Source organism: Pseudarthrobacter raffinosi (genome assembly GCF_023913735.1).
Lineage (GTDB): Bacteria > Actinomycetota > Actinomycetes > Actinomycetales > Micrococcaceae > Arthrobacter > Arthrobacter raffinosi.
This window is the reverse complement of record NZ_JAMXBH010000003.1, coordinates 212,371-230,977: the sequence shown is the minus strand read 5'-3', so window position 1 is coordinate 230,977 and position 18,607 is coordinate 212,371. Positions and strand designations below refer to the sequence as shown.

Sequence of the window (18,607 nt, the reverse complement as noted above, 5' to 3'; positions counted from 1 at the left end):
AATGGTGTCAAAAGCTGACTGGGAAATCGCTCCCATCCGCATCGATCCTGATACGACCGAAAAGCTATTCTTCACCGATCACGAGTGGGACACGATTGAAGCCGCAGCGGCAAGGATCATGCCCACTGACCAAGATCCAGGAGCACGCGAGGCGCGCGTCATCGTCTTCATCGACAGGTATCTATTTGGCATCGCTTACCTCTACGCTGCAGCGGACGGAAGCGGCTTCCTGCAACTGGCAGACAAAGACGCGCACGCGGCCCGGGCCAGGAATGCCAACATGCAGCGCCTGTACCGGGAAGGCATACACGAACTGGACAAGAAGGCGCGGGAACTTCGTGCCCCCTCCTTCAAGGAGGCATCCGAACAGACTCAGGACGAGGTTCTCGAACAAATCAGCGGGGTGCCAAAACCAATCCCGGTCTCGCTGACATCCCGGGAGGTGTACTACTCACGCCTTCAGGGAAACACTGACGAAGGCAAGAGTTTCTTCGACACCCTCTGCCTCCACGTCCGCCAGGGTTTCTACGGCGACCCCGTGTATGGGGGGAATAAGGACCAGATGGGCTGGAAAACAGTCGGTTTCGTCGGGCCTAAAAGCCTGAAGGACACCATGGACGGCACTTACAGTACCGCCGAGTTCTTCATCCAGGAGTACGACTGGGAAGACCTGGTCCCAGGCTTCAAACACAGCCAGGATCCCACCTCCAAACAGGAGCAGGACGGTCAGTGACCGTCCCGGACAACCAAGCAACCCCCGTCGCCGGCGCTGCACAGCCGACCATGGACCATCTGAAATAAATCGAGAGGAAAGACGACAATGACCGCCTTCGAAGACAAGCTCAACAAGTACGTTGACCGTTCCAACCGCTTCATCCCGGACACCATCGACCTCAGCAAGACCGTCGTGCACGCCCTGGACATCCAGAATCTCTGCCTTGACCCCAAGGGCGCCGACTACGTTGAAAGTGTTGGGGGCGCCCCCTCCGGCCAGGAATCCCTCGGACCTGCAAAGCGGATCGTGGAACTCGCCCGGGAAAAGGGCATTAAGGTGAACTGGTCGCTCTGGGGCATGAACCCTGACGGCGCGGACCTGGGTATCTGGGGGCTTAAGTACCCCTCCTGGAAGGAACCGGATTCCCCCTTCAACCACGGCACCTGGAACGGGGCGCTGGTAGACGGATTCGAACCCCAAAAGGGCGAACCCGTCTTCCAGAAGCACCGCAACAGCAGCTTTTACGGAACCGCCTTCAACGAGTACCTGATGCAGGACCACGCGGAATACCTGGTCATCATCGGGTCCTCAACGGCCAACTGCGTCCCCACCACCGCCCGCGACGGTTTCGACCGCGGCTACAAAGTCATTGTCGTTGCGGACGCCGGAACTGCGATCCCAGTCAACTCGCACGGCCGCAACCCGGAATTCGATCACGAAACACCCGAAGGCTACGGCCAGTACTGGGAATCCCTGCGCAACATCCAGGCACAGTACGCCGACGTGATGTCCAGCGACGAGTTCGCAGCCCTGGTTGAACGCTCCTCCGCCGCCCAGACAAAGTCCAACGAACAGCTCACCAGCGCAGCACGCTAAATCACCACCCCGGGGCCACCCGCGTCCTGACACTGGACGCGGGTGGCTCCATTAAAGCGCCGCCGCCATCCGGCTCAATCATTGTCTAACCAATAAATCCCTGGCTTTACGCCCACCGATAGGAAAACCATTGGGACCATTCCATGTCACAGAACAACGCAAGTTTGGGAGCTCCGGCTGGTCCACCTCCCTGGCCGGTTTCGGATCCGTGGCCCTCGGGAATATGGGAAAGGTGATGACCACGGAAACGGCACGCTCCCTGGTCCGGCACGCCTGGGATTCGGGAGTGCGCCTGTTCGACACCGCACCGATGTACGGTCACGGGCTCGCCGAATACCGGCTTGCCGACGACCTCATGGACCGGGACCGGAATGACTACACGCTGATTACCAAGGTCGGCCGCACCCTTCACCCCGCTCCCAAAGGGACCTTCGACACTGGACCCTGGCTGCAGACACCGTCGATGCGAATGGAATACGACTACTCCTATGACGGTGTCATGAGACAGGTCGAAGACAGCCTGCAGAGAATGGGCACAGACCGCTTCGACGTATTGCTCGTCCACGACACCGACCGGTGGACCCACGGAGACCAATACCTCCAACGGTTCCACGAAGCAGTGAACGGTGCATTCAAAGCACTCGAATCACTGCGCGAGCAGAAAGTCGCCTCCGCCATAGGAATCGGGGTCAACGAGACAGACGTCTGCATTGCAGCAGCCAACGCCGCGGACATCGACTGCATACTCATCGCCGGGACATATAACCTCCTGGATCAGCAGGCCAATACTGAACTCCTCCCCCTGTGCCGGGAACGAGGCATCGCAGTCATCAACGGCCGAATCTTCGGATCCGGCATCCTCGCCACAGGAACCCAACCCAACGCCCGCTTCAACTACGCTCCCGCCAGCGCTGACGTCATCGCCAAGGTACGGCCCATCGAAGACATATGCCACAGCTACAACGTTCCCCTTGGAGCCGTCGCCGCCCAATTCGCAGCAGCCCACCCGGCCATCACCAACATCTGCATGGGAGCAGGCAGCATCGAACAACAGAACCAAAACTATTCCTGGCTCGAGCAGGACATACCCCAAGAGCTCTGGAACCAGCTGGCGGCCGAAGGACTGCTGGACCCGAATGTCCCCACTCCTGCCTACACATAGAAAACCTTCCAGCACAAGGAAATCCACATGATTGAAGAAGCACAAAAAATCGCCGCGGCCGCTGAAACAGCAGCCAAAGAGGCCGGCCTGAGTATCGTCGTCAGCATCGTAGACACCCACGGAAACCAGGTCCTCCTGCACAGAATGGACGGAGCACCCCTGCACTCACTGGATATGGCATTCCGCAAAGCCTACACAGCAGCATCATTCGACGTTGCAACCGAGGAACTCACGGACCAGGTGCAGCCCGGCCAGCCGCTGTATGGACTCGCCGTCAACTCAGGAAGCAAACTCATTGCCTTCGGCGGTGGCGCACCTGTCAGCCTCGTAGAAGGCGAGAAAGTTGGGGTCGGGATTTCCGGCGGCTCCACTCAAGAGGACATCGACATCCTCAGGAAAGCACTCAACGCCACCACCCAGCCTTAGCCCAAAGAAGGGTGAACTTGCCGTGCTGCAGTCGTAAAGGTTCCCTCGAGACGATAGAGTCCCAGCTGCACTAGCCTTGAGAGGTGAACATCAATAGCGCGGCAGCCACGCTTCCTACGCGCGTCCTGGCAGAATCTCTAACGGCCTGGAAGCTCGCTTTTGACCGCCATACGCCTGCAGGCATGGTCGAACTCTTTTCACTCGATGCGCTCTTTCAAGGGCTCAGCCCAACTCTGCTCACCGGACGTAACGAGGTTTTCGACTACTACGATGCCCTGCCCCCCGGAATCACGGCCAGTTTCCAAGTAATCCAAGGCCGCCAACTAACCCCGCATCTCGTCTCCGGATTCGCCGCCGTCCACTTCACCTACCCAGCCGGAAGAACGGTGCCGGTGCAGCTATCCCTCGTGCTCCGCAGGGACGGTCAGACATGGTTCATTGTTCAGTACCACGCCTCAACGCTGTCCTCAGCGAAGCAGAGCGGGACAGTCACGCTAGCCAGCCATGATGAATTTATTTACTGATGGCAAAGACTGAAAGGGGCAGGCTTTTCGGAAACCACCCCCCGTTTTCCCCGACGCTCGACAGCTGGCGGCCCGGCCCAGAGTGAGGCAGGTCCCGGGATCCTGCTGAGCGGTTGCTGATCCATCTTCCAGCCATGGCCGCCAGTGACGCACGCCTTCAGCTTTTGCCCTCGGTCTCAGAGAGGTACACCCCAACCTGACGTCAGGCAGCTATTCAAACGCCGTCAGAATAGGGTCCAAAAAGCGTTCCCGCACGACCCCAGTGGACACTCTTGAATCCCAATCTGACACGGGGCGGCAGAAACGCCTGCCTATCTGGCTGGAACTTGCCCGTCTTAAGTTCGATGATCACGTAGCGAGTTAAGCGCATCTGAAAACGAACAGCAGGCCGACGCAGAAGCGGTCGGGATGCTCAATTGCACGATACCTAAACCTCCGCCACCGGAGCCGCGAACTGCGCCTCGTACAACCGGGCATAGGCCCCACCCGCGGCCAGTAGTGAAGCGTGCGTCCCCTGCTCCACGATTTGGCCGGCTTCCATCACCAGGATGAGGTCGGCGTCGCGGATCGTGGACAGGCGGTGCGCGATCACGAAGCTCGTCCGGTCCGACCGCAGGGCCTTCATCGCCTTTTGCACCAGCACCTCGGTGCGGGTGTCCACCGAGCTCGTCGCCTCATCCAGGATCAGCACCGAGGGCCGGGCCAGGAACGCCCGCGCAATCGTCAGCAACTGCTTCTCCCCCGCGGACACGTTGGAGCCCTCGTCCTCCAGCACGGTGTCGTACCCCTCCGGCAGCGAGTGCACGAACCGGTCCACGTACGTCGCCCGCGCGGCCTCCAGGATCTCGTCCTCCGTGGCAGTAGGCCGACCGTACGCGATATTGTCCCGGATGGTCCCACCGAACAGCCACGTATCCTGCAGCACCATGCCCAGCCGCGAGCGCAGCTCACGCCGCGGCACTGAGGTGACGTCCACGCCGTCGAGCGTTATCCGCCCCGCATCCAGCTCGTAGAACCGCATCATCAGGTTCACCAGCGTGGTCTTCCCCGCCCCGGTGGGTCCCACAATCGCCACCGTCTGCCCCGGCTCCGCCACCAAAGAAAGCGAGGAGATCAGCGGCTTGTCCGGCGAGTAGGAGAAGGACACGTCCTCGAACACCAGCCGCCCCCGCCCAAAAGCAGGAGCACCACCGGGAGGCTCAGCAGACTCCTCATCCTCATCCAACAACGAGAACACCCGCTCGGCAGACGCCACCCCGGACTGCAGCAGGTTGGCCATGGACCCCAGCTGCGCCAGCGGCATGGTGAACTGCCGCGAGTACTGGATGAACGCCTGCACGTCGCCCAGCTGCATGGCACCGGACGCCACCTGCAGGCCGCCCACCACGGCGATCCCCACGTACACCAGGTTCCCGATGAACGTCATGGCCGGCATGATCAGCCCGGAAATGAACTGCGCCCCGAAGCTCGCGTCGTACAGCTCCACGTTCTTCTGCCGGAACCGCTCCTCCACCTCGCGCTGCCGGCCGAACACCTTCACCAGCGCATGCCCGGTGTACGTCTCCTCGATCTGCCCGTTCAGCTCCCCCGTGTTCTTCCACTGCGCCACAAACAGCTTCTGCGAGCGCTTGGCAATCAGCGCCGTGATCCCCAGCGTCAGCGGCACGGTCACCAGCGCGATCAGCGCCAGCGCGGGCGACAGGATGAACATCATCACCAGCACCCCCACCACCGTCAGCACCGACGTGACCGCCTGGCTGATGGACTGCTGCAGGCTCTGCGAAATGTTGTCGACGTCGTTGGTCACCCGGCTCAGCAGCTCACCGCGCTGGATCGAATCGAAATACCGCAGCGGCAGCCGGTGGATCTTCGCCTCGACCTCCCCGCGCAGCCCGAACACCGTCCGCTGCACCACCCCGTTCAGCACATACGCCTGCACCCACATAAACGCCGACGCCAGCACGTACAGCACCAGCGCCCACAGCAACACGTTGGACAGCGCCGCGAAGTCGATCCCCTCCCCCGGCGTCAGCGCCATGGGCGTGAGCATGTCCGCCCTCTGGTTCTCCCCCGCCGCCCGCAGCTGCGCGATCAGCTCCGCCTTGCTCACCCCGGCCGGCAGCTCCCGGGACACCACCCCGGCGAAAATCAGGTTGGTGCCCTCCCCCAGCAGCCGCGGCCCGATCACGGAGAGCGCCACACTGGCGATCCCCATGATCAGCACCAGCAGCAGCCACGCCCGTTCCGGCCGCAGCGTACCCAGCAGCCGCCTGGCCGACGGCCCGAAGTTCATCGCCTTCTCCGCCGGGACGTTCATCCCCGCGAACGGCCCGCCGCGTCCCGGCCCGCCCGCCGGACGGGGAATGCGTACGACGTCGGCAGTCCCGGTTTTCGAGGCGGGTGCGGTTCCGCCGGGGACGGCAGAGTGGGAGGAAGCAGGGCCCGACGGCGGCCGGTGCGGCGCGCTCATACCGTCTCCTCCGCTGCCAGCTGGGACGAGACGATCTCGCGGTACGTCTCGGACGTCTCCAGCAGCTCGCCGTGCGTTCCGCGCGCGACGATCCTGCCGTCGTCGAGCACTAATATCTGATCCGCGTCCACGATGCTGGACACCCGCTGGGCGATGATCACCAGCGTGGCGCCGGCGGTGCTGCGCTTGAGGGCCTGGCGCAGCCGGGCGTCCGTGCCGGTGTCCAGCGAGGAGAACGAGTCGTCGAAAATGTACAGCTCGGGCCGTTTCACCAGCGCCCGGGCGATGGCCAGCCGCTGCCGCTGCCCGCCGGAGGCGTTGGTGCCGCCCTGGGAGATGGGCGCATCGAGCCCGCCCTCCATCTCCTCCACGAAGTCGCGGGCCTGGGCAATCTCCAGGGCGTCCCAGAGCTCGTCCTCGGTGGCGTCCGGCTTGCCGTACTGCAGGTTGCTGCGGACGGTCCCGCTGAACAGGTAGGGCCGCTGCGGCACCAGGCCGATGTGCCCCCAGAGCAGGTCCGGGTGCAGCTCGCGGACGTCCACGTCGTCCATCCGGACCGAGCCGGTGGTGGCGTCGAAGAGCCGCGGCATGAGGTTCACCATGGTGGTCTTCCCGGCGCCGGTGCTGCCGATGATCGCCGTCGTCTGCCCGGCCCTGGCCGTGAAGCTGATCCCGGAGAGGACGGGCTGATCGGCACCCGGGTAGGCGAATCCGACGTCGCGCATTTCCAGCTCCCCGCGGCGCCGCCCGCCGGACGGAACCGCGCTGCTCACGGGCTTCAGCGGCGGCCGCACACTGGATTCGGTCCCCAGCACCTCGCCGATCCGGTCCGCCGAGACCGCGGCACGCGGGATCATCACGGCCATGAAGGTGGCCATCATGACGGACATCAGGATCTGCATCAGGTAGCTCAGGAACGCGATGAGGGTGCCCACCTGCATGGAGCCGTCCTCGATCCGGAACGAGCCGAACCAGATCACCGCCACGCTGGAGACGTTCAGCACCAGCATCACCACGGGGAACGCGAGCGCCATCAGCCGGCCGGCCCGCAGCGCGGTGTCCGTGACGTCGTCGTTGGCCTGGGCGAAGCGGGCGGTCTCGATGTCCTCGCGGACGAACGCCCGCACCACGCGGATGCCGGTGAGCTGCTCGCGGAGCACCCGGTTCACGGTGTCGATCCGCTTCTGCATCTTCCGGAACAGCGGCACCATCCGGGTGATGATCAGCCCTACGCCGATCATGAGCACGGGCACGGCGACGGCGATCAGCCAGGACAGCTGCACGTCCTGCCGGACGGCCATGATCACGCCGCCGATGGCCAGCATGGGTGCGGCAACCATCATGGTGGCGGCCATCAGCACCAGCTGCTGGACCTGCTGGACGTCGTTGGTGGAGCGGGTGATCAGGCTGGGCGCACCGAACTTCGTGACTTCCTGCTCGGAGAACTCCCCCACCCTGGTGAAGATGGCCCCGCGCAGGTCCCGGCCCACGCCCATGGCCGCCTTCGCCCCGAAGTACACGGCAATCACGGCGCACACGATCTGCAGCAGCGTGATCGCCAGCATCAGGGCGCCCAGGCTCAGGATGACGCCGGTGTTGCCCTTGGCGACGCCCTCATCGATGATGTCCGCGTTCAGGGTGGGCAGGTACAGCGACGCGATGGACTGCGCCAGCTGGAAAATCACGACGGCGATCAGCAGCTGCCGGTGCGGCCGCAGGTATTCAACAAGCAGTTTCCAGAGCATGGGCGGCTCCTGACACATTGTCCACAAGATGTGGTGCGAAGGTCAGTTTACGTCCGGTGGCTGGGAGCGGGACCTTTGGCTGTCGGAGAAGATGTGCTGGTTCTCGGAGAGCGTACAAGCCTCATATGAAGCGCCCGGCCAGTTAGCCCAGCCGGGCGCCTTCGCGTCAGATTGCGGAAAAGATCACTGCTTTTTGTGGTGCTGCCCTGAGTACCTACGGTGCGGGAGAAGGGGCAACAGCATCTGCAGAGGGGAGACTGCCAAGGGTTTCGGCCTTGTCTTGGGTCCGAAGATCGCGAGGACAATTGCGCCGTGCACGGCTCGTGGACTCGACGCCGCCAGCCACGTCAGTGTCAGCGGCCCCGGCCTTGATCATGGGGGAGGCCATGATGATGACGCTGAGGACCGGTCTTGCGTGGGTTTGTGGGGTGGTCCTGCCGGGTTTCGCCGGCGCATTACTGGATGCGGGTTCCGGACTGGTCATATCGGTACCAGCCATGCGCGGTTTTCCGGCCGTAATTCCCTTGTTCGTAAAGCTCCTTCAGGGCCGGGTGAGGCAGGTCTGCCGGGTCCTGCGTTTCCTCGAAGGTCGCTTGCCGGATCAGGTAGCTCACGTCCAGGCCCACCAGGTCCATCAGCTCAAACGGCCCCATGGGGTGGCCCAGCGCCGTCTTGGCTGCAGTGTCGATGTCGCTGACACTGGCGATGCCGTCCGCGTAAAGCCGGAGTGCCTCGTCCCGGATGGCGCCCATGAGCCTGTTGGCCACAAAACCCGGGATCTCGCGGTCGATAAGCACGGGCGACTTGCCCAATGAACGCGCCAGCTTCATGGTGGTGTCCACGGTGTCCGGAGATGTTTTGCCGTGGCGGACCACCTCAACACATTTCATAACCAGGGCGGGGTTGAAGAAATGCATATTGCAGACCTGTTGCGGCCGCCCTGTCTCTTCGGCCACTTTTGAGGAGCCCAGCGTGGAGGAATTCGTGGCCAGAATGGCGTGTTCCGGGGCTGCCCGTCCCAGCGCCGCGAAGATGCTGCGCTTCACTTCGAGTTTCTCGGTGGCGGCCTCGATCACGAAGTCGACGTCCGCCGCGCCGGCCTCCAGGGACGTGGTGAAGGTGAGTCGCGCCAGGGCGGCCTCGGCGTCCTGTCGGCTCCTGCGCCCCTTGACCACGCTGCTGTCCATCCGGTCGGTGAGCTGGCTCCGGGCGGCGGCGAGCATGTCTGCCGCGACATCCTGAATAGTGACCTGGTATCCGGCCAGGGCGCACACCATGCCGATCTGTGAGCCCATGGCTCCGGCTCCGACCACCAAAATCTTGTTGATCTGCATAATTTCTCTTCTCCTAGTGCGCAACGGGGATTTCCATGACGTTCCGGCGCTGAGAATTACGGCACGGAAAACCGTCCCGGACAACGATGTTTCGGTTGGGGGACGGCGGACCGGCCTCAGGCCGGGTCCTGTCTGATGAGGTGACAGTCATGTACCGCCGAGGCCGGCCAACGACTCCGCGGCGGCCGCGCAATCCTCTGCTCAGCGGAAAGCGGGAATGCCGGTGATGTGGTTACCCAGGATGAGGGTGTGGACCTCGTCGGTGCCTTCGTAGGTCCGGACAGACTCCAGGTTGTTGGCGTGGCGCAGGGGCGAATGGTCCAGTGTGATGCCGTTGCCGCCGAGGATGGCGCGGGCGTCGCGGCAAATCTTGATGGCTTCCCGGACGTTGTTGAGTTTGCCGACGGAGATCTGTACGGGCGCAAGGGTGCCAGCATCCTTGAGCCGGCCGGTGTGGATCGCCAGCAGCGTGCCCTTCTGGATTTCCAGCAGCATGTTCACCAACTTTTGCTGCGTGATCTGGTAGGCGGCCAGCGGTTTATCGAACTGCATCCGCTCAAGTGAGTAGTCCAGGGCCTGCTCGTAGCTGTCCCTGGCGGCACCCATGGCGCCCCAGATGATGCCGTAGCGGGCTTCATTCAGGCAGGAGAACGGGCCGCGGAGGCCCTCGGCGCCTGGCAGCCTGGCGGCGTCGTCCACAGTGACGTTCTCGAGGGTGATATCGCATTGGATCGATGCGCGCATGGAGAGCTTTGGCTCTATCGGTGTGGCGGTGAAACCGGGAGCGTCAGTGGGAACCAGGAATCCGCGGACGCCGTTCTCCGTAGCGGCCCAGATGACGGCGATCTGCGCGACGGAGGCCAGGCCGATCCACCGTTTCGCGCCGTTGATGACCCATTGGTTGCCGTCGCGGCGGGCGAAGGTCTGCATGCTGGACGGATCCGAGCCGGCCGTGGGTTCGGTGAGGCCAAAGCAGCCGATGATTTCACCCTTAGCCATGCCGGGCAGGTAGTGGTTCTTCTGGTCCTCCGAACCCCATTTGTGGATGGCACTCATCGCCAAGGAGCCCTGGACCGAGACGAACGTCCGCAGCCCGGAGTCTCCGGCTTCCAGTTCCATCGCCGCTAAACCGTATTCGACGGCGGACCGGCCCGGGCAGCCGTAACCCTTCAGATGTATTCCCAAGAGCCCGAGGGCACCCATCTCTTGGGAAATCTCTACCGGGAAGTGCGCAGCTTCGTACCAGTCCTTGATGTTTGGCTTGATGCGTTCGCGCACGAACCGGCGGACGGTGTCCCGTAGCTTCAGCTCGTCACTGCTGAGCAGCCCCTGCAGATCCAGCACGTCCGAGCGGATCTCGCCGGCAGGGCCGGCAGCGGCGGAAACGGTCTGCAGTTCCGGTTCGGACAGGGTTTCTGGTGTGACGCTCATCTTTGATCCTCCGACAGTGACGGCCTGAAGGGCGTCGGTTTGCGTTCGCCCCCGTTCACTCTGACAGCAATTTATGCTCGGATCCAATACCAAATGGCGGCGCTATTAATCCGTTCGGAGCATTAGTTTCTCATTCGAGTTCCGGCGTTGGCAGCGCAATTTCAGAAAGCCTCAGGACCTCACGGAGGGCAGGGCTGTTGTTGTCCTTGCGCCAAATCATCCGCAGCAAGACGGGGTCCGTGGGGTCCTCCAGGGGCAGGAACAACACGCCCGGATAGTGGATATTCTCCGCAACGGAAGAAACGGTCATCGCCACCCCAATTTCAGCGGCCACCAGTGAGACCAGCGTCAGTGAATCCGGGGCCACCTGCACAATCGAGGGCAGGAACCCGGCATCGCTGGCGAGCCTGAGGAGGTGGTCGCGCAGGACGGCGCCGGGATCCGCCGGCAGGGTCACGAATGGCTCGCCGGCCAAGTCAGCCATCCGCACGGACGCCCGCCCGGCCAGCGGGTGGCCGGCGTGCACGGCTATGACGAGTCTTTCATTGGCAATGACCCGGGAGCTGAGGGCGGCCGGTATGAAATTCCACCTTCCCAGGCCGATTTCCATGACACCGTTGGCCACTTTGTCCAGGGCCGGAATGGCGAAATTGGAGCTGTACAGCTCGAAGTCGATGCCCGGGTGGGTTTTGCGGACCAGTTTTGCCAGCTTTCCGACCATGACGTGCGACGACGCTCCGGCGAAAGCCACCCGCACGCGTCCGGTCTCGCCCTTGCCGGCATTGGCCACCATGGTCCTGGCCCGCCGGCAGGCATCGAGAATATCCGTCGCCGGCTGGACCAGAGCCTCGCCTGCCGGGGTCAGCCGGACAGAGCGTGTGCTGCGCTCAAAAAGGGCGGCGCCGAGCTCCCGTTCCAGATTCTGAACGGCGCGGCTGACTGGCGGCTGAGCCATATGCAGCTGCTGGGCGGCCCGCCCGAAATGCAGTTCCTTGGCGACGGCCAGGAAGGCGCGGATCTGTTGAATCTCCATACCGGGAAATTATGCGTCAGGCACATAGAAGCGTCAAACGTTAGAAACGATTGCGCATCAATACGCTCTTTCCGTGGCGGCGCGGGGATAGCGTGACCAAGGTGTTTGTTGCGATTTATGCATCAAACAGGGCCGGAATACGTATTGGACGCGAAGTAATGGGTTTGCGACAGTTGGTGATGTGGAGCACAAACCGGAAGGCATGACATGAATCGAACTGACGCTGCATCAAGGCTGAACCAGGCTTTCGGCCGCTCCGGCAGCGGGCCGCTGAGCGGCCTGGTGGTTGCGGACTTCACCCGCGTCCTGGCCGGGCCCTACTGCACCATGTTGCTGGCGGACATGGGGGCTACGGTGATTAAAGTCGAAAGCCCGCACGGCGATGACACCCGCGGCTGGAAGCCGCCCGTCCGTGAAGACGAAGCCACGTTCTATCTGTCGGTCAACCGCAACAAGCATTCGATTGTGCTGGACCTCAAGGACGAGTCAGACCTTGAAGTCGCCCATGAACTGGCCGCCAAGGCAGATGTCCTCGTGGAGAACTTCAAGCCTGGTGGACTGGATCAGTTCAAGCTGGACTACGACTGCGTTTCCGCGGTGAACCCGGATGTCATCTACGCGTCCATTACCGGCTTCGGCACCGCCGGTGGCGCAGGCTTGCCGGGCTATGATCTGTTGGTCCAGGCGGTGTCCGGAATGATGAACCTCACCGGCGGGCAGGACACCGAGCCATACCGCGCCGGACTGGCCATATTCGACGTGATCACCGGCCTGCATGCCAGCATCGGCATCCTGGGGGCACTCCACCACAAGGACAATACCGGCCAAGGGCAGCGTGTTGAGCTGAACCTGCTCTCGTCAGCCCTGTCAGGAATGGTTAATCAGTCCGCGGCGTACGTCACCGGCGGGGTGGTACCCACCCGCATGGGCAACGAGCATCCAAGCCTGTACCCCTATGAGCCGATGCCTACGGGCGACGGAATGCTGATCGTGGTGGCCGGAAACAACGGCCAGTTCACCAAACTCTGCGATGCTCTGGGCATTCCCGAAATTGCCGCCGATCCGCGCTTCGGCAACCCGCAGGAGCGCAACGCCAACCGTGAGCAGTTGCGGCCCATTCTCCAAGACCGCCTGGCCGCGCGTTCCGCGGCGGAGTGGTTTGAACACCTCTCCGCATTAGGCCTGCCATGCGCTCCCATCCAGGACGTCAGGGGTGGCATTGAACTTGCCCGGAAGCTGGGGCTGGAACCGGTCGTCATGGCTGGAAACGGCGAACGCCGGATTCCCTCCGTGCGCCACCCGGTTGCCTTCTCCCAAACCCCGGTCAGTTATGAACTGGCTCCGCCGGAACTCAATGCCAGCTCCGACTTGGTCCGCACCTGGCTGGCCGCCAAGGAGGTGCGGCTCGTTGGCTGAGGAATTCCGCGCACAGGTGTTAGTCCGCTGGTCCGATCAGGACATCAACGGCCATGTGAACAATGCGCGCGTGGCAACGCTGCTGGAAGAGGCCCGGATTCAGTGGCGGCGCCACGCGGCCTCCGCGGCCGCTGCCGCGGAGACAGCCACGCTGGTGGCGTCCCTGACGCTGCACTACCGCCGGCCCATCGAGTTTGGCCAGGATGTCGACGTGCACATCTGGGTGGTCCGCATCGGGGCCAGGTCCTACACCATGGGCTACGCCGGATACCAGGAAGGGAATCTGGTCCTGGACGCCTCAACGGTCATGGTTTCGCTCGACGACGCGACCGGGAGGGCCCGCGCGCTGAACGCCGGGGAAAGAGACTACCTGGAGCGCTATCTACGCACCGAAGTGCCGGTCTGAGCGCCACCCAAACAACAACCGGACGAACACTACCGGCGAGCCCGGCTGTCCAGAAACAAAGGAAAAACTGTGGTTACAGAAGAGATCAACAGCGACTACTTCATGGTCGATGACTTCCTCTCCGAAGACGAACGGATCATCCGGAAGAAGGTCCGTAATTTTGTCGAAACCGACCTTCTGCCGGTCATCAATGACTATTGGGACCGGGCGGAGTTTCCGTTCGTCCTCGTCCCCAAGATCGCGGCACTCGGCATCGTCGGCACCACCATCGAAGGCTACGGCTGCCCCGGCATGAGCCGCCTCGCTGCCGGAATGGTGGCCATGGAGATGGCCCGGGGCGACGGCTCCATCAACACCTTCATCGGGGTCCAGTCCGGCCTGGCGATGGGCACCATCAATACGCTCGGCAGCGACGAGCAGAAGCAGCGGTGGCTTCCCGGGATGGCAAGGCTGGAAAAGATCGGGGCCTTTGGACTCACCGAGCCGGACCACGGCTCGGACTCCGTGAGGCTGGAAACGAGCGCGCGCCGGGACGGTGACCACTACATCCTGAATGGGCGCAAACGCTGGATCGGCAACGCGAGCTTCGCCGACGTCGTCGTGCTCTGGGCCCGGGATGAGGCGGACGGCAAGGTCAAGGCGTTCATTCTGGAAAAAAACAGCGACGGTACCTACCCGGCGGGCTACCAGGCCGAGGTGATCACCGGCAAGATCGGCAAAAGGGCGATCCTGCAGCCCGATATCACTATCGAAAACCTGCGGATTCCGGCGGAGAACAAGCTCGTCGAGGCGAACTCCTTCCGCGATGTCACCCGAGTGCTCACCGCGACCCGCGGCGGTGCTTCCTGGGAATCAGTGGGCCACGGGATCGCCGCTTACGAGGCCGCAGTGAAATACGCGAAGGAACGCGTGCAGTTCGGCAAGCCTATTGCCAGTTATCAGCTGGTGCAGAACAAGCTCGCCAACATGCTGGCCGAGTTGACCGCCATGCAGCTGATCTGCTTTCGGCTGGCCGCGCTCGCCGACCAGGGGAAGATGACCGGCCCGATGGCGTCCCTGGCCAAGATGCACACCGCTCAGAAGGCGCGCTGGATCTGCCAGGAAGCCCGCGACATCCTGGGCGGCAACGGGCTGCTGCTGGAGAACCATGTGGCGCGCCATATGACCGATATGGAAGTCGTCCACACCTACGAGGGAACGGACTCCATCCAGTCGCTGCTGATCGGCCGCGACATCACCGGGATCTCCGCATTCTCCGGATGACGCCGCACCCCTGTTGCAAAGACCAAGCCAATCGAAACGTAAAGCAAACCAAGAGGGAGAGCCAATGAACAGGCTGAAAAACAAGACTGCCATCGTCACCGGCGGCGCGCAGGGCATCGGCGCTGCCACGGCCCTCCGGCTGGCCGCGGAGGGCGCAACAGTTGCCATCCTGGACTTGAATGCCGAGAGGGCAGCGGCCACGGCCGCCGGGATCAGCTCAAACGCCGCCGTCGTGGCGGCCGGAGGTTCGGCAGTCAGCGCCGTCTGCGATGTCACCAGCGAGGAACAGGTTGCCGAGGTCTTTGAGCGGATCTTCACCGATCACGGATGCGTCGACATCCTGGTCAACAACGCAGGCATCACCCGGGACAACATGTTGTTCAAAATGGACCGTCCGGACTGGGATTCCGTCCTGGCCACGAACCTGACCAGCGCCTACCTCTGCGCCAAGGCCGCGCAGAAGTTCATGGTGCCGGCCCGGTACGGAAAGATTGTCAGCCTGAGCAGCCGCTCCGCGCTCGGCAACCGCGGGCAGGCTAACTATGCTGCCGCCAAAGCGGGGATCCAGGGACTCACCGCCACGCTGGCACTGGAACTGGGTCCGTTCAATATCAACGTCAACGCCGTGGCACCTGGTTACATCGCCACGGCCATGACTGCCGCGACTGCTGGACGGGTCGGCAGCACGCCGGAGGAGCACCAGAAATCCGTGGCCGAACGCACTCCGTTGGGTCGGGTCGGGGAGCCGGAGGAAGTGGCCGCCGCCATTGCGTTCTTCGCCAGCGATGATTCCTCATATGTCTCCGGGCAGACGCTCTATATCAATGGAGGAGCACGTTGATGGCTGAAGCATTCCTGGTGGGCGGGGTGCGCACCCCGGTCGGGCGCTACGGTGGCTCACTGTCCGGTGTCCGGCCGGATGACCTGGCGGCGCTCGTTCTCGGCGAAGCTGTCCGGCGGGCAGGAATCGAGGCTGCCGACGTCGATGAGGTCATCCTGGGCAACACCAACCAGGCGGGAGAGGACAACCGCAATGTGGCGCGGATGGCATCCCTGCTCGCAGGGTTCCCTGACAGTGTCCCGGGGATGACCGTGAACCGGCTCTGCGCCTCCGGACTCAGCGCCATCATCATCGCATCGCAGATGATCAAGTCAGGTGCGGCGGATATTGTGGTGGCCGGCGGAGTGGAATCCATGTCCCGGGCCCCCTGGGTGCTGGCGAAGCCCGAAAAGGCATTCGGACGCCCGGGCGAAATAGCCGATACCTCCATCGGTTCACGCTTCTTAAATCCGAAGTTCCATGAACGCCCCAAATCCACCTTTTCAATGCCCGAAACGGCAGAGGAGCTGGCGCGTGTGGATGGTATCTCCCGGGAGGATGCAGATGCTTTCGCGTTCCGTTCGCATCAACGGGCCCTGGCTGCTGTGGACGAAGGCCGCTTCCTGGCGGAGATCGTTCCGGTGGAGACCAAGAGGGGAGCCGTCAAGGAGGACGAGGGCCCCCGACGGGAAACGACCCTCGAAGCGCTGGCGGGTCTGCGCTCGGTGGTGCGCCCCGGCGGCGTCGTGACCGCCGGAAACTCCAGTTCGCTCAACGATGGTGCCTCCGCCGTCGTCGTTGCCAGCGGACGTGCCGTCGAGCGGCTGAACCTTCACGCGCGGGCACGAATCGTCGATGGCGCCTCCGCGGGTGTGCCGCCGGAGATCATGGGCATCGGCCCGGTGCCGGCCACGCTCAAGGTGCTCGGGCGGGCCGGCTGGTCACTCGATGACGTGGGTGCGATCGAGCTCAATGAGGCCTTCGCGGTGCAGGCATTGGCCTGCATGCGCAGGCTGGGAATGAACGAGGAGATCGTGAACCGGGACGGCGGCGCAATCGCGCTCGGCCACCCCCTTGGTTCCTCCGGTGCACGAATCGCCGTTACTCTGCTGGGCAGGATGGAGCGCGAAGGCGCGGCCAGGGGCCTGGCAACCATGTGCGTGGGGCTCGGGCAAGGTACCGCGATGTTGCTCGAAAGAGTTTGACGCGGATTTTTCGCTGAAATCGCGGAATAAAGCCGACGACGGGTGACTTTGCAGCGCCGGTTGTCGCCGCGACAATCCGCCTGGCGATTGATGCTCACAACACATCAATCGGCGTCCCATTTGGTATTGGATTCGAATGGGACACTCTGCGAGAGTGATCTAGCTAACACAGCAGCAACCAAAACAACGTGCAAAACCACCACCAACCCAAACGACGATGAGGTCCGTGTTGAAAAAGCGAAGCGAAATGCATTTGAAGGTCTCTGTGGGCCTCGTGGGGCTCTGCCTGGCTCTTGTGGGCTGCGGAGGCGGCGGGGCAGCCAGTGCCAAGGAGGGCGGAACGGACTACCCAAAAAAGCCCGTACGCTTCCTGGTCCCCTTCGCCGCCGGCGGCCCCTCGTCGTTGACGGCCCTGGCTTACGCGTCCTGCCTCGAAGGCAGCCTCGGCCAGCCTGTCCTGGTTGAGAACAAGCCTGGCGGCAGCGGCGCGGTAGCCATGCAGGAGTTGGCCAGCGCCAAGCCGGACGGCCACACGCTCGGGCTCGGCACCAACGGCCCGCTGGTTATGAACCCGATCGTCAATGAGTTGGGCTACAGCCTTGCTGACTTCACCTCGGTCGGAGTCATGGCCGAGATGCCCACGGTGCTCGTGGTCGGTGCTGATTCGCCGTATGCCAATGCGCAGGAATTTTTCGCGGCGGCCAAGGCCACTCCCGGAAAGTTCAGCGTCGCGGTTCCCGGGGCGACAACCTCCGCGGCGATCGAGCTGAAGCGGCTGAAGGACGAATACGGCATCGAGGTCACGGCAGTTCCGACCGCCGGCAACGCGGAAATGACCACGAACCTGCTCGGCGGCCATGTCGACGCACTGTTCATTACGGACCATTCCGACGTTGCGGCGCGGATCGAGGACGGTTCCTTTAAGCCGCTTGCAATCAGCAGCCCGGAACGCGCCGCCTGGTACCCCCAGGTTCCGACGCTGGCCGAAGTTGGATTCAAGGAACTGGTCAACGCCGTTTCGGTGTTCGGCGTCATCGGTCCCAAGGGCATGCCGGCGGCCGTTCTCTCCAAGCTCGAGGCGGAGCTTGAAACGTGCGCCGCTGATCCGGCCATTGTCGAGCAGATCGGCGACCGGTTTGTACCCGACGAGTTCGACGGGTCGGAGGAGCTGCAGACTGCGTTCACCGCAATGCAGGACCTCTACAAACCGATCCTAGGGCAGTAGCAAATCAGCAATGGGCATGGATATGACGAAGCTCGCTCTTGGACCTGCGGAACTGGAGTATGACCGCCCGCCGGCAGGAAAGAATGACCGGCCAGGGCATCAGCAGCGCCGCCTTGTTCCGCTTGTCCTGGTCGCGGCCGGCGTCTCGGCCGTGATCGGTTCGTGGCGGCTCTCGCTGGGAGAACTGAACAGCCCCGGCCCCGGCCTGTGGCCGTTTATCGTTTCGATAGCGGTGACTATCACCGCGGCCATCCTCACACTCGTTCCGGACTCGGCGGTTCCCGAAACCTGGACCCGACGGACGGCGGGTATTGCAGGCGGTGTGGGCAGCCTGTGCGTGTTTGTAGTGCTTTTTGAGTCCATCGGCTTCCTGATTCCGGCATTTTTGATGCTAATGCTCTGGCTGCGGGCCTTCGGCCGTGAGCCGTGGCGCTGGACCATACCACTTGCCGTCGGAGGCGCCGTCGTGCTGCACGTTATCTTTGCGGGCCTGCTCGGTGTTCCGTTTCCGGACGACATCGTAGTCACCACCCTGCCCCGGACGATCGGATTCTGA

General features: G+C 63.2%; 17 protein-coding genes. 12 read left to right on the top strand and 5 right to left on the bottom strand.

Annotation, left to right across the window (positions count from 1 at the left end; all coding sequences use genetic code 11):
• The first annotated feature begins 1 nt into the window (after position 1).
• The 5 genes from NG698_RS04365 (at position 2) to NG698_RS04345 (ending at position 3,703) form a co-directional block, all read left to right on the top strand.
• Positions 2–733 (top strand): gluconate 2-dehydrogenase subunit 3 family protein, encoded by a 732-nt coding sequence (locus NG698_RS04365; protein WP_252608265.1) that lies wholly within the window; start codon positions 2–4, stop codon positions 731–733.
• 87 nt (positions 734–820) lie between these two features.
• Positions 821–1,591, top strand: a complete 771-nt coding sequence (locus NG698_RS04360) for a cysteine hydrolase family protein (protein ID WP_252608264.1) — start codon at positions 821–823, stop codon at positions 1,589–1,591.
• 208 nt (positions 1,592–1,799) lie between these two features.
• On the top strand, positions 1,800–2,753 hold the full coding sequence (locus NG698_RS04355) for an aldo/keto reductase (protein ID WP_308293016.1): 954 nt from the start codon (positions 1,800–1,802) through the stop codon (positions 2,751–2,753).
• A gap of 27 nt (positions 2,754–2,780) precedes the next feature.
• Complete coding sequence (locus tag NG698_RS04350) at positions 2,781–3,179, top strand: GlcG/HbpS family heme-binding protein (protein WP_252608260.1); 399 nt, start codon at positions 2,781–2,783, stop codon at positions 3,177–3,179.
• An 83-nt stretch (positions 3,180–3,262) separates the two neighbouring features.
• The gene (locus tag NG698_RS04345) at positions 3,263–3,703 is read left to right on the top strand and encodes a nuclear transport factor 2 family protein (RefSeq protein WP_252608259.1); all 441 of its coding nucleotides are present in this window, start codon (positions 3,263–3,265) and stop codon (positions 3,701–3,703) included.
• A gap of 427 nt (positions 3,704–4,130) precedes the next feature.
• On the opposite strand, the gene NG698_RS04340 is transcribed toward NG698_RS04345, so the two are convergent.
• The 5 genes from NG698_RS04340 to NG698_RS04320 all read right to left on the bottom strand — a co-directional run bounded on the left by NG698_RS04340 (position 4,131) and on the right by NG698_RS04320 (position 11,716).
• A complete protein-coding gene (locus NG698_RS04340) occupies positions 4,131–6,173 on the bottom strand; it encodes an ABC transporter ATP-binding protein (protein ID WP_305887087.1) in 2,043 nt (680 codons plus the stop codon).
• Positions 6,170–7,918 carry an ABC transporter ATP-binding protein gene (locus NG698_RS04335; protein WP_252608257.1) on the bottom strand — a complete coding sequence of 583 codons (1,749 nt, stop codon included), beginning with the start codon at positions 7,916–7,918 and terminating at the stop codon, positions 6,170–6,172. The genes NG698_RS04340 and NG698_RS04335 overlap by 4 nt, the downstream gene beginning before the upstream one ends.
• Before the next feature lie 455 nt (positions 7,919–8,373).
• Positions 8,374–9,252: a 3-hydroxyacyl-CoA dehydrogenase family protein gene (locus tag NG698_RS04330; protein ID WP_252608255.1), complete on the bottom strand. Its 879-nt coding sequence runs from the start codon at positions 9,250–9,252 to the stop codon at positions 8,374–8,376.
• Between the two features lie 201 nt (positions 9,253–9,453).
• Positions 9,454–10,683 carry an acyl-CoA dehydrogenase family protein gene (locus NG698_RS04325; RefSeq protein ID WP_252608253.1) on the bottom strand — a complete coding sequence of 410 codons (1,230 nt, stop codon included), beginning with the start codon at positions 10,681–10,683 and terminating at the stop codon, positions 9,454–9,456.
• Between the two features lie 130 nt (positions 10,684–10,813).
• Complete coding sequence (locus NG698_RS04320) at positions 10,814–11,716, bottom strand: LysR substrate-binding domain-containing protein (RefSeq protein WP_252608252.1); 903 nt, start codon at positions 11,714–11,716, stop codon at positions 10,814–10,816.
• 207 nt (positions 11,717–11,923) lie between these two features.
• Between NG698_RS04320 and NG698_RS04315 the strand changes: the two genes are divergently transcribed.
• The 7 genes from NG698_RS04315 to NG698_RS04285 all read left to right on the top strand — a co-directional run bounded on the left by NG698_RS04315 (position 11,924) and on the right by NG698_RS04285 (position 18,607).
• Positions 11,924–13,132, top strand: a complete 1,209-nt coding sequence (locus tag NG698_RS04315) for a CaiB/BaiF CoA transferase family protein (RefSeq protein WP_252608251.1) — start codon at positions 11,924–11,926, stop codon at positions 13,130–13,132.
• Positions 13,125–13,538 (top strand): acyl-CoA thioesterase, encoded by a 414-nt coding sequence (locus NG698_RS04310; RefSeq protein ID WP_252608250.1) that lies wholly within the window; start codon positions 13,125–13,127, stop codon positions 13,536–13,538. The genes NG698_RS04315 and NG698_RS04310 overlap by 8 nt, the downstream gene beginning before the upstream one ends.
• Positions 13,539–13,607: 69 nt before the next feature.
• Positions 13,608–14,801: an acyl-CoA dehydrogenase family protein gene (locus NG698_RS04305; protein WP_308293015.1), complete on the top strand. Its 1,194-nt coding sequence runs from the start codon at positions 13,608–13,610 to the stop codon at positions 14,799–14,801.
• Between the two features lie 64 nt (positions 14,802–14,865).
• Complete coding sequence (gene fabG, locus NG698_RS04300; protein ID WP_252608249.1) at positions 14,866–15,642, top strand: 3-oxoacyl-ACP reductase FabG; 777 nt, start codon at positions 14,866–14,868, stop codon at positions 15,640–15,642.
• Positions 15,642–16,826, top strand: a complete 1,185-nt coding sequence (locus tag NG698_RS04295) for a thiolase family protein (protein WP_252608248.1) — start codon at positions 15,642–15,644, stop codon at positions 16,824–16,826. Before fabG ends, NG698_RS04295 begins: the two co-directional genes overlap by 1 nt.
• A 247-nt stretch (positions 16,827–17,073) precedes the next feature.
• Positions 17,074–18,051, top strand: coding sequence for a tripartite tricarboxylate transporter substrate binding protein (locus NG698_RS04290; RefSeq protein WP_252608247.1), 978 nt, complete (start codon positions 17,074–17,076; stop codon positions 18,049–18,051).
• Between the two features lie 22 nt (positions 18,052–18,073).
• On the top strand, positions 18,074–18,607 hold the full coding sequence (locus tag NG698_RS04285; RefSeq protein ID WP_252608245.1) for a tripartite tricarboxylate transporter TctB family protein: 534 nt from the start codon (positions 18,074–18,076) through the stop codon (positions 18,605–18,607).

Excerpts from the sequence above, each read along its gene's own strand:
- NG698_RS04365 (WP_252608265.1), top strand. The coding sequence starts at position 2 with ATGGTGTCAAAAGCTGACTGGGAAATCGCTCCCATCCGCATCGATCCT.
- NG698_RS04360 (WP_252608264.1), top strand. The coding sequence starts at position 821 with ATGACCGCCTTCGAAGACAAGCTCAACAAGTACGTTGACCGTTCCAAC.
- NG698_RS04350 (WP_252608260.1), top strand. The coding sequence starts at position 2,781 with ATGATTGAAGAAGCACAAAAAATCGCCGCGGCCGCTGAAACAGCAGCC.
- NG698_RS04340 (WP_305887087.1), bottom strand. The coding sequence starts at position 6,173 with ATGAGCGCGCCGCACCGGCCGCCGTCGGGCCCTGCTTCCTCCCACTCT.
- NG698_RS04335 (WP_252608257.1), bottom strand. The coding sequence starts at position 7,918 with ATGCTCTGGAAACTGCTTGTTGAATACCTGCGGCCGCACCGGCAGCTG.
- NG698_RS04330 (WP_252608255.1), bottom strand. The coding sequence starts at position 9,252 with ATGCAGATCAACAAGATTTTGGTGGTCGGAGCCGGAGCCATGGGCTCA.
- NG698_RS04325 (WP_252608253.1), bottom strand. The coding sequence starts at position 10,683 with ATGAGCGTCACACCAGAAACCCTGTCCGAACCGGAACTGCAGACCGTT.
- NG698_RS04320 (WP_252608252.1), bottom strand. The coding sequence starts at position 11,716 with ATGGAGATTCAACAGATCCGCGCCTTCCTGGCCGTCGCCAAGGAACTG.
- NG698_RS04315 (WP_252608251.1), top strand. The coding sequence starts at position 11,924 with ATGAATCGAACTGACGCTGCATCAAGGCTGAACCAGGCTTTCGGCCGC.
- fabG (WP_252608249.1), top strand. The coding sequence starts at position 14,866 with ATGAACAGGCTGAAAAACAAGACTGCCATCGTCACCGGCGGCGCGCAG.
- NG698_RS04295 (WP_252608248.1), top strand. The coding sequence starts at position 15,642 with ATGGCTGAAGCATTCCTGGTGGGCGGGGTGCGCACCCCGGTCGGGCGC.
- NG698_RS04290 (WP_252608247.1), top strand. The coding sequence starts at position 17,074 with ATGCATTTGAAGGTCTCTGTGGGCCTCGTGGGGCTCTGCCTGGCTCTT.
- NG698_RS04285 (WP_252608245.1), top strand. The coding sequence starts at position 18,074 with ATGACGAAGCTCGCTCTTGGACCTGCGGAACTGGAGTATGACCGCCCG.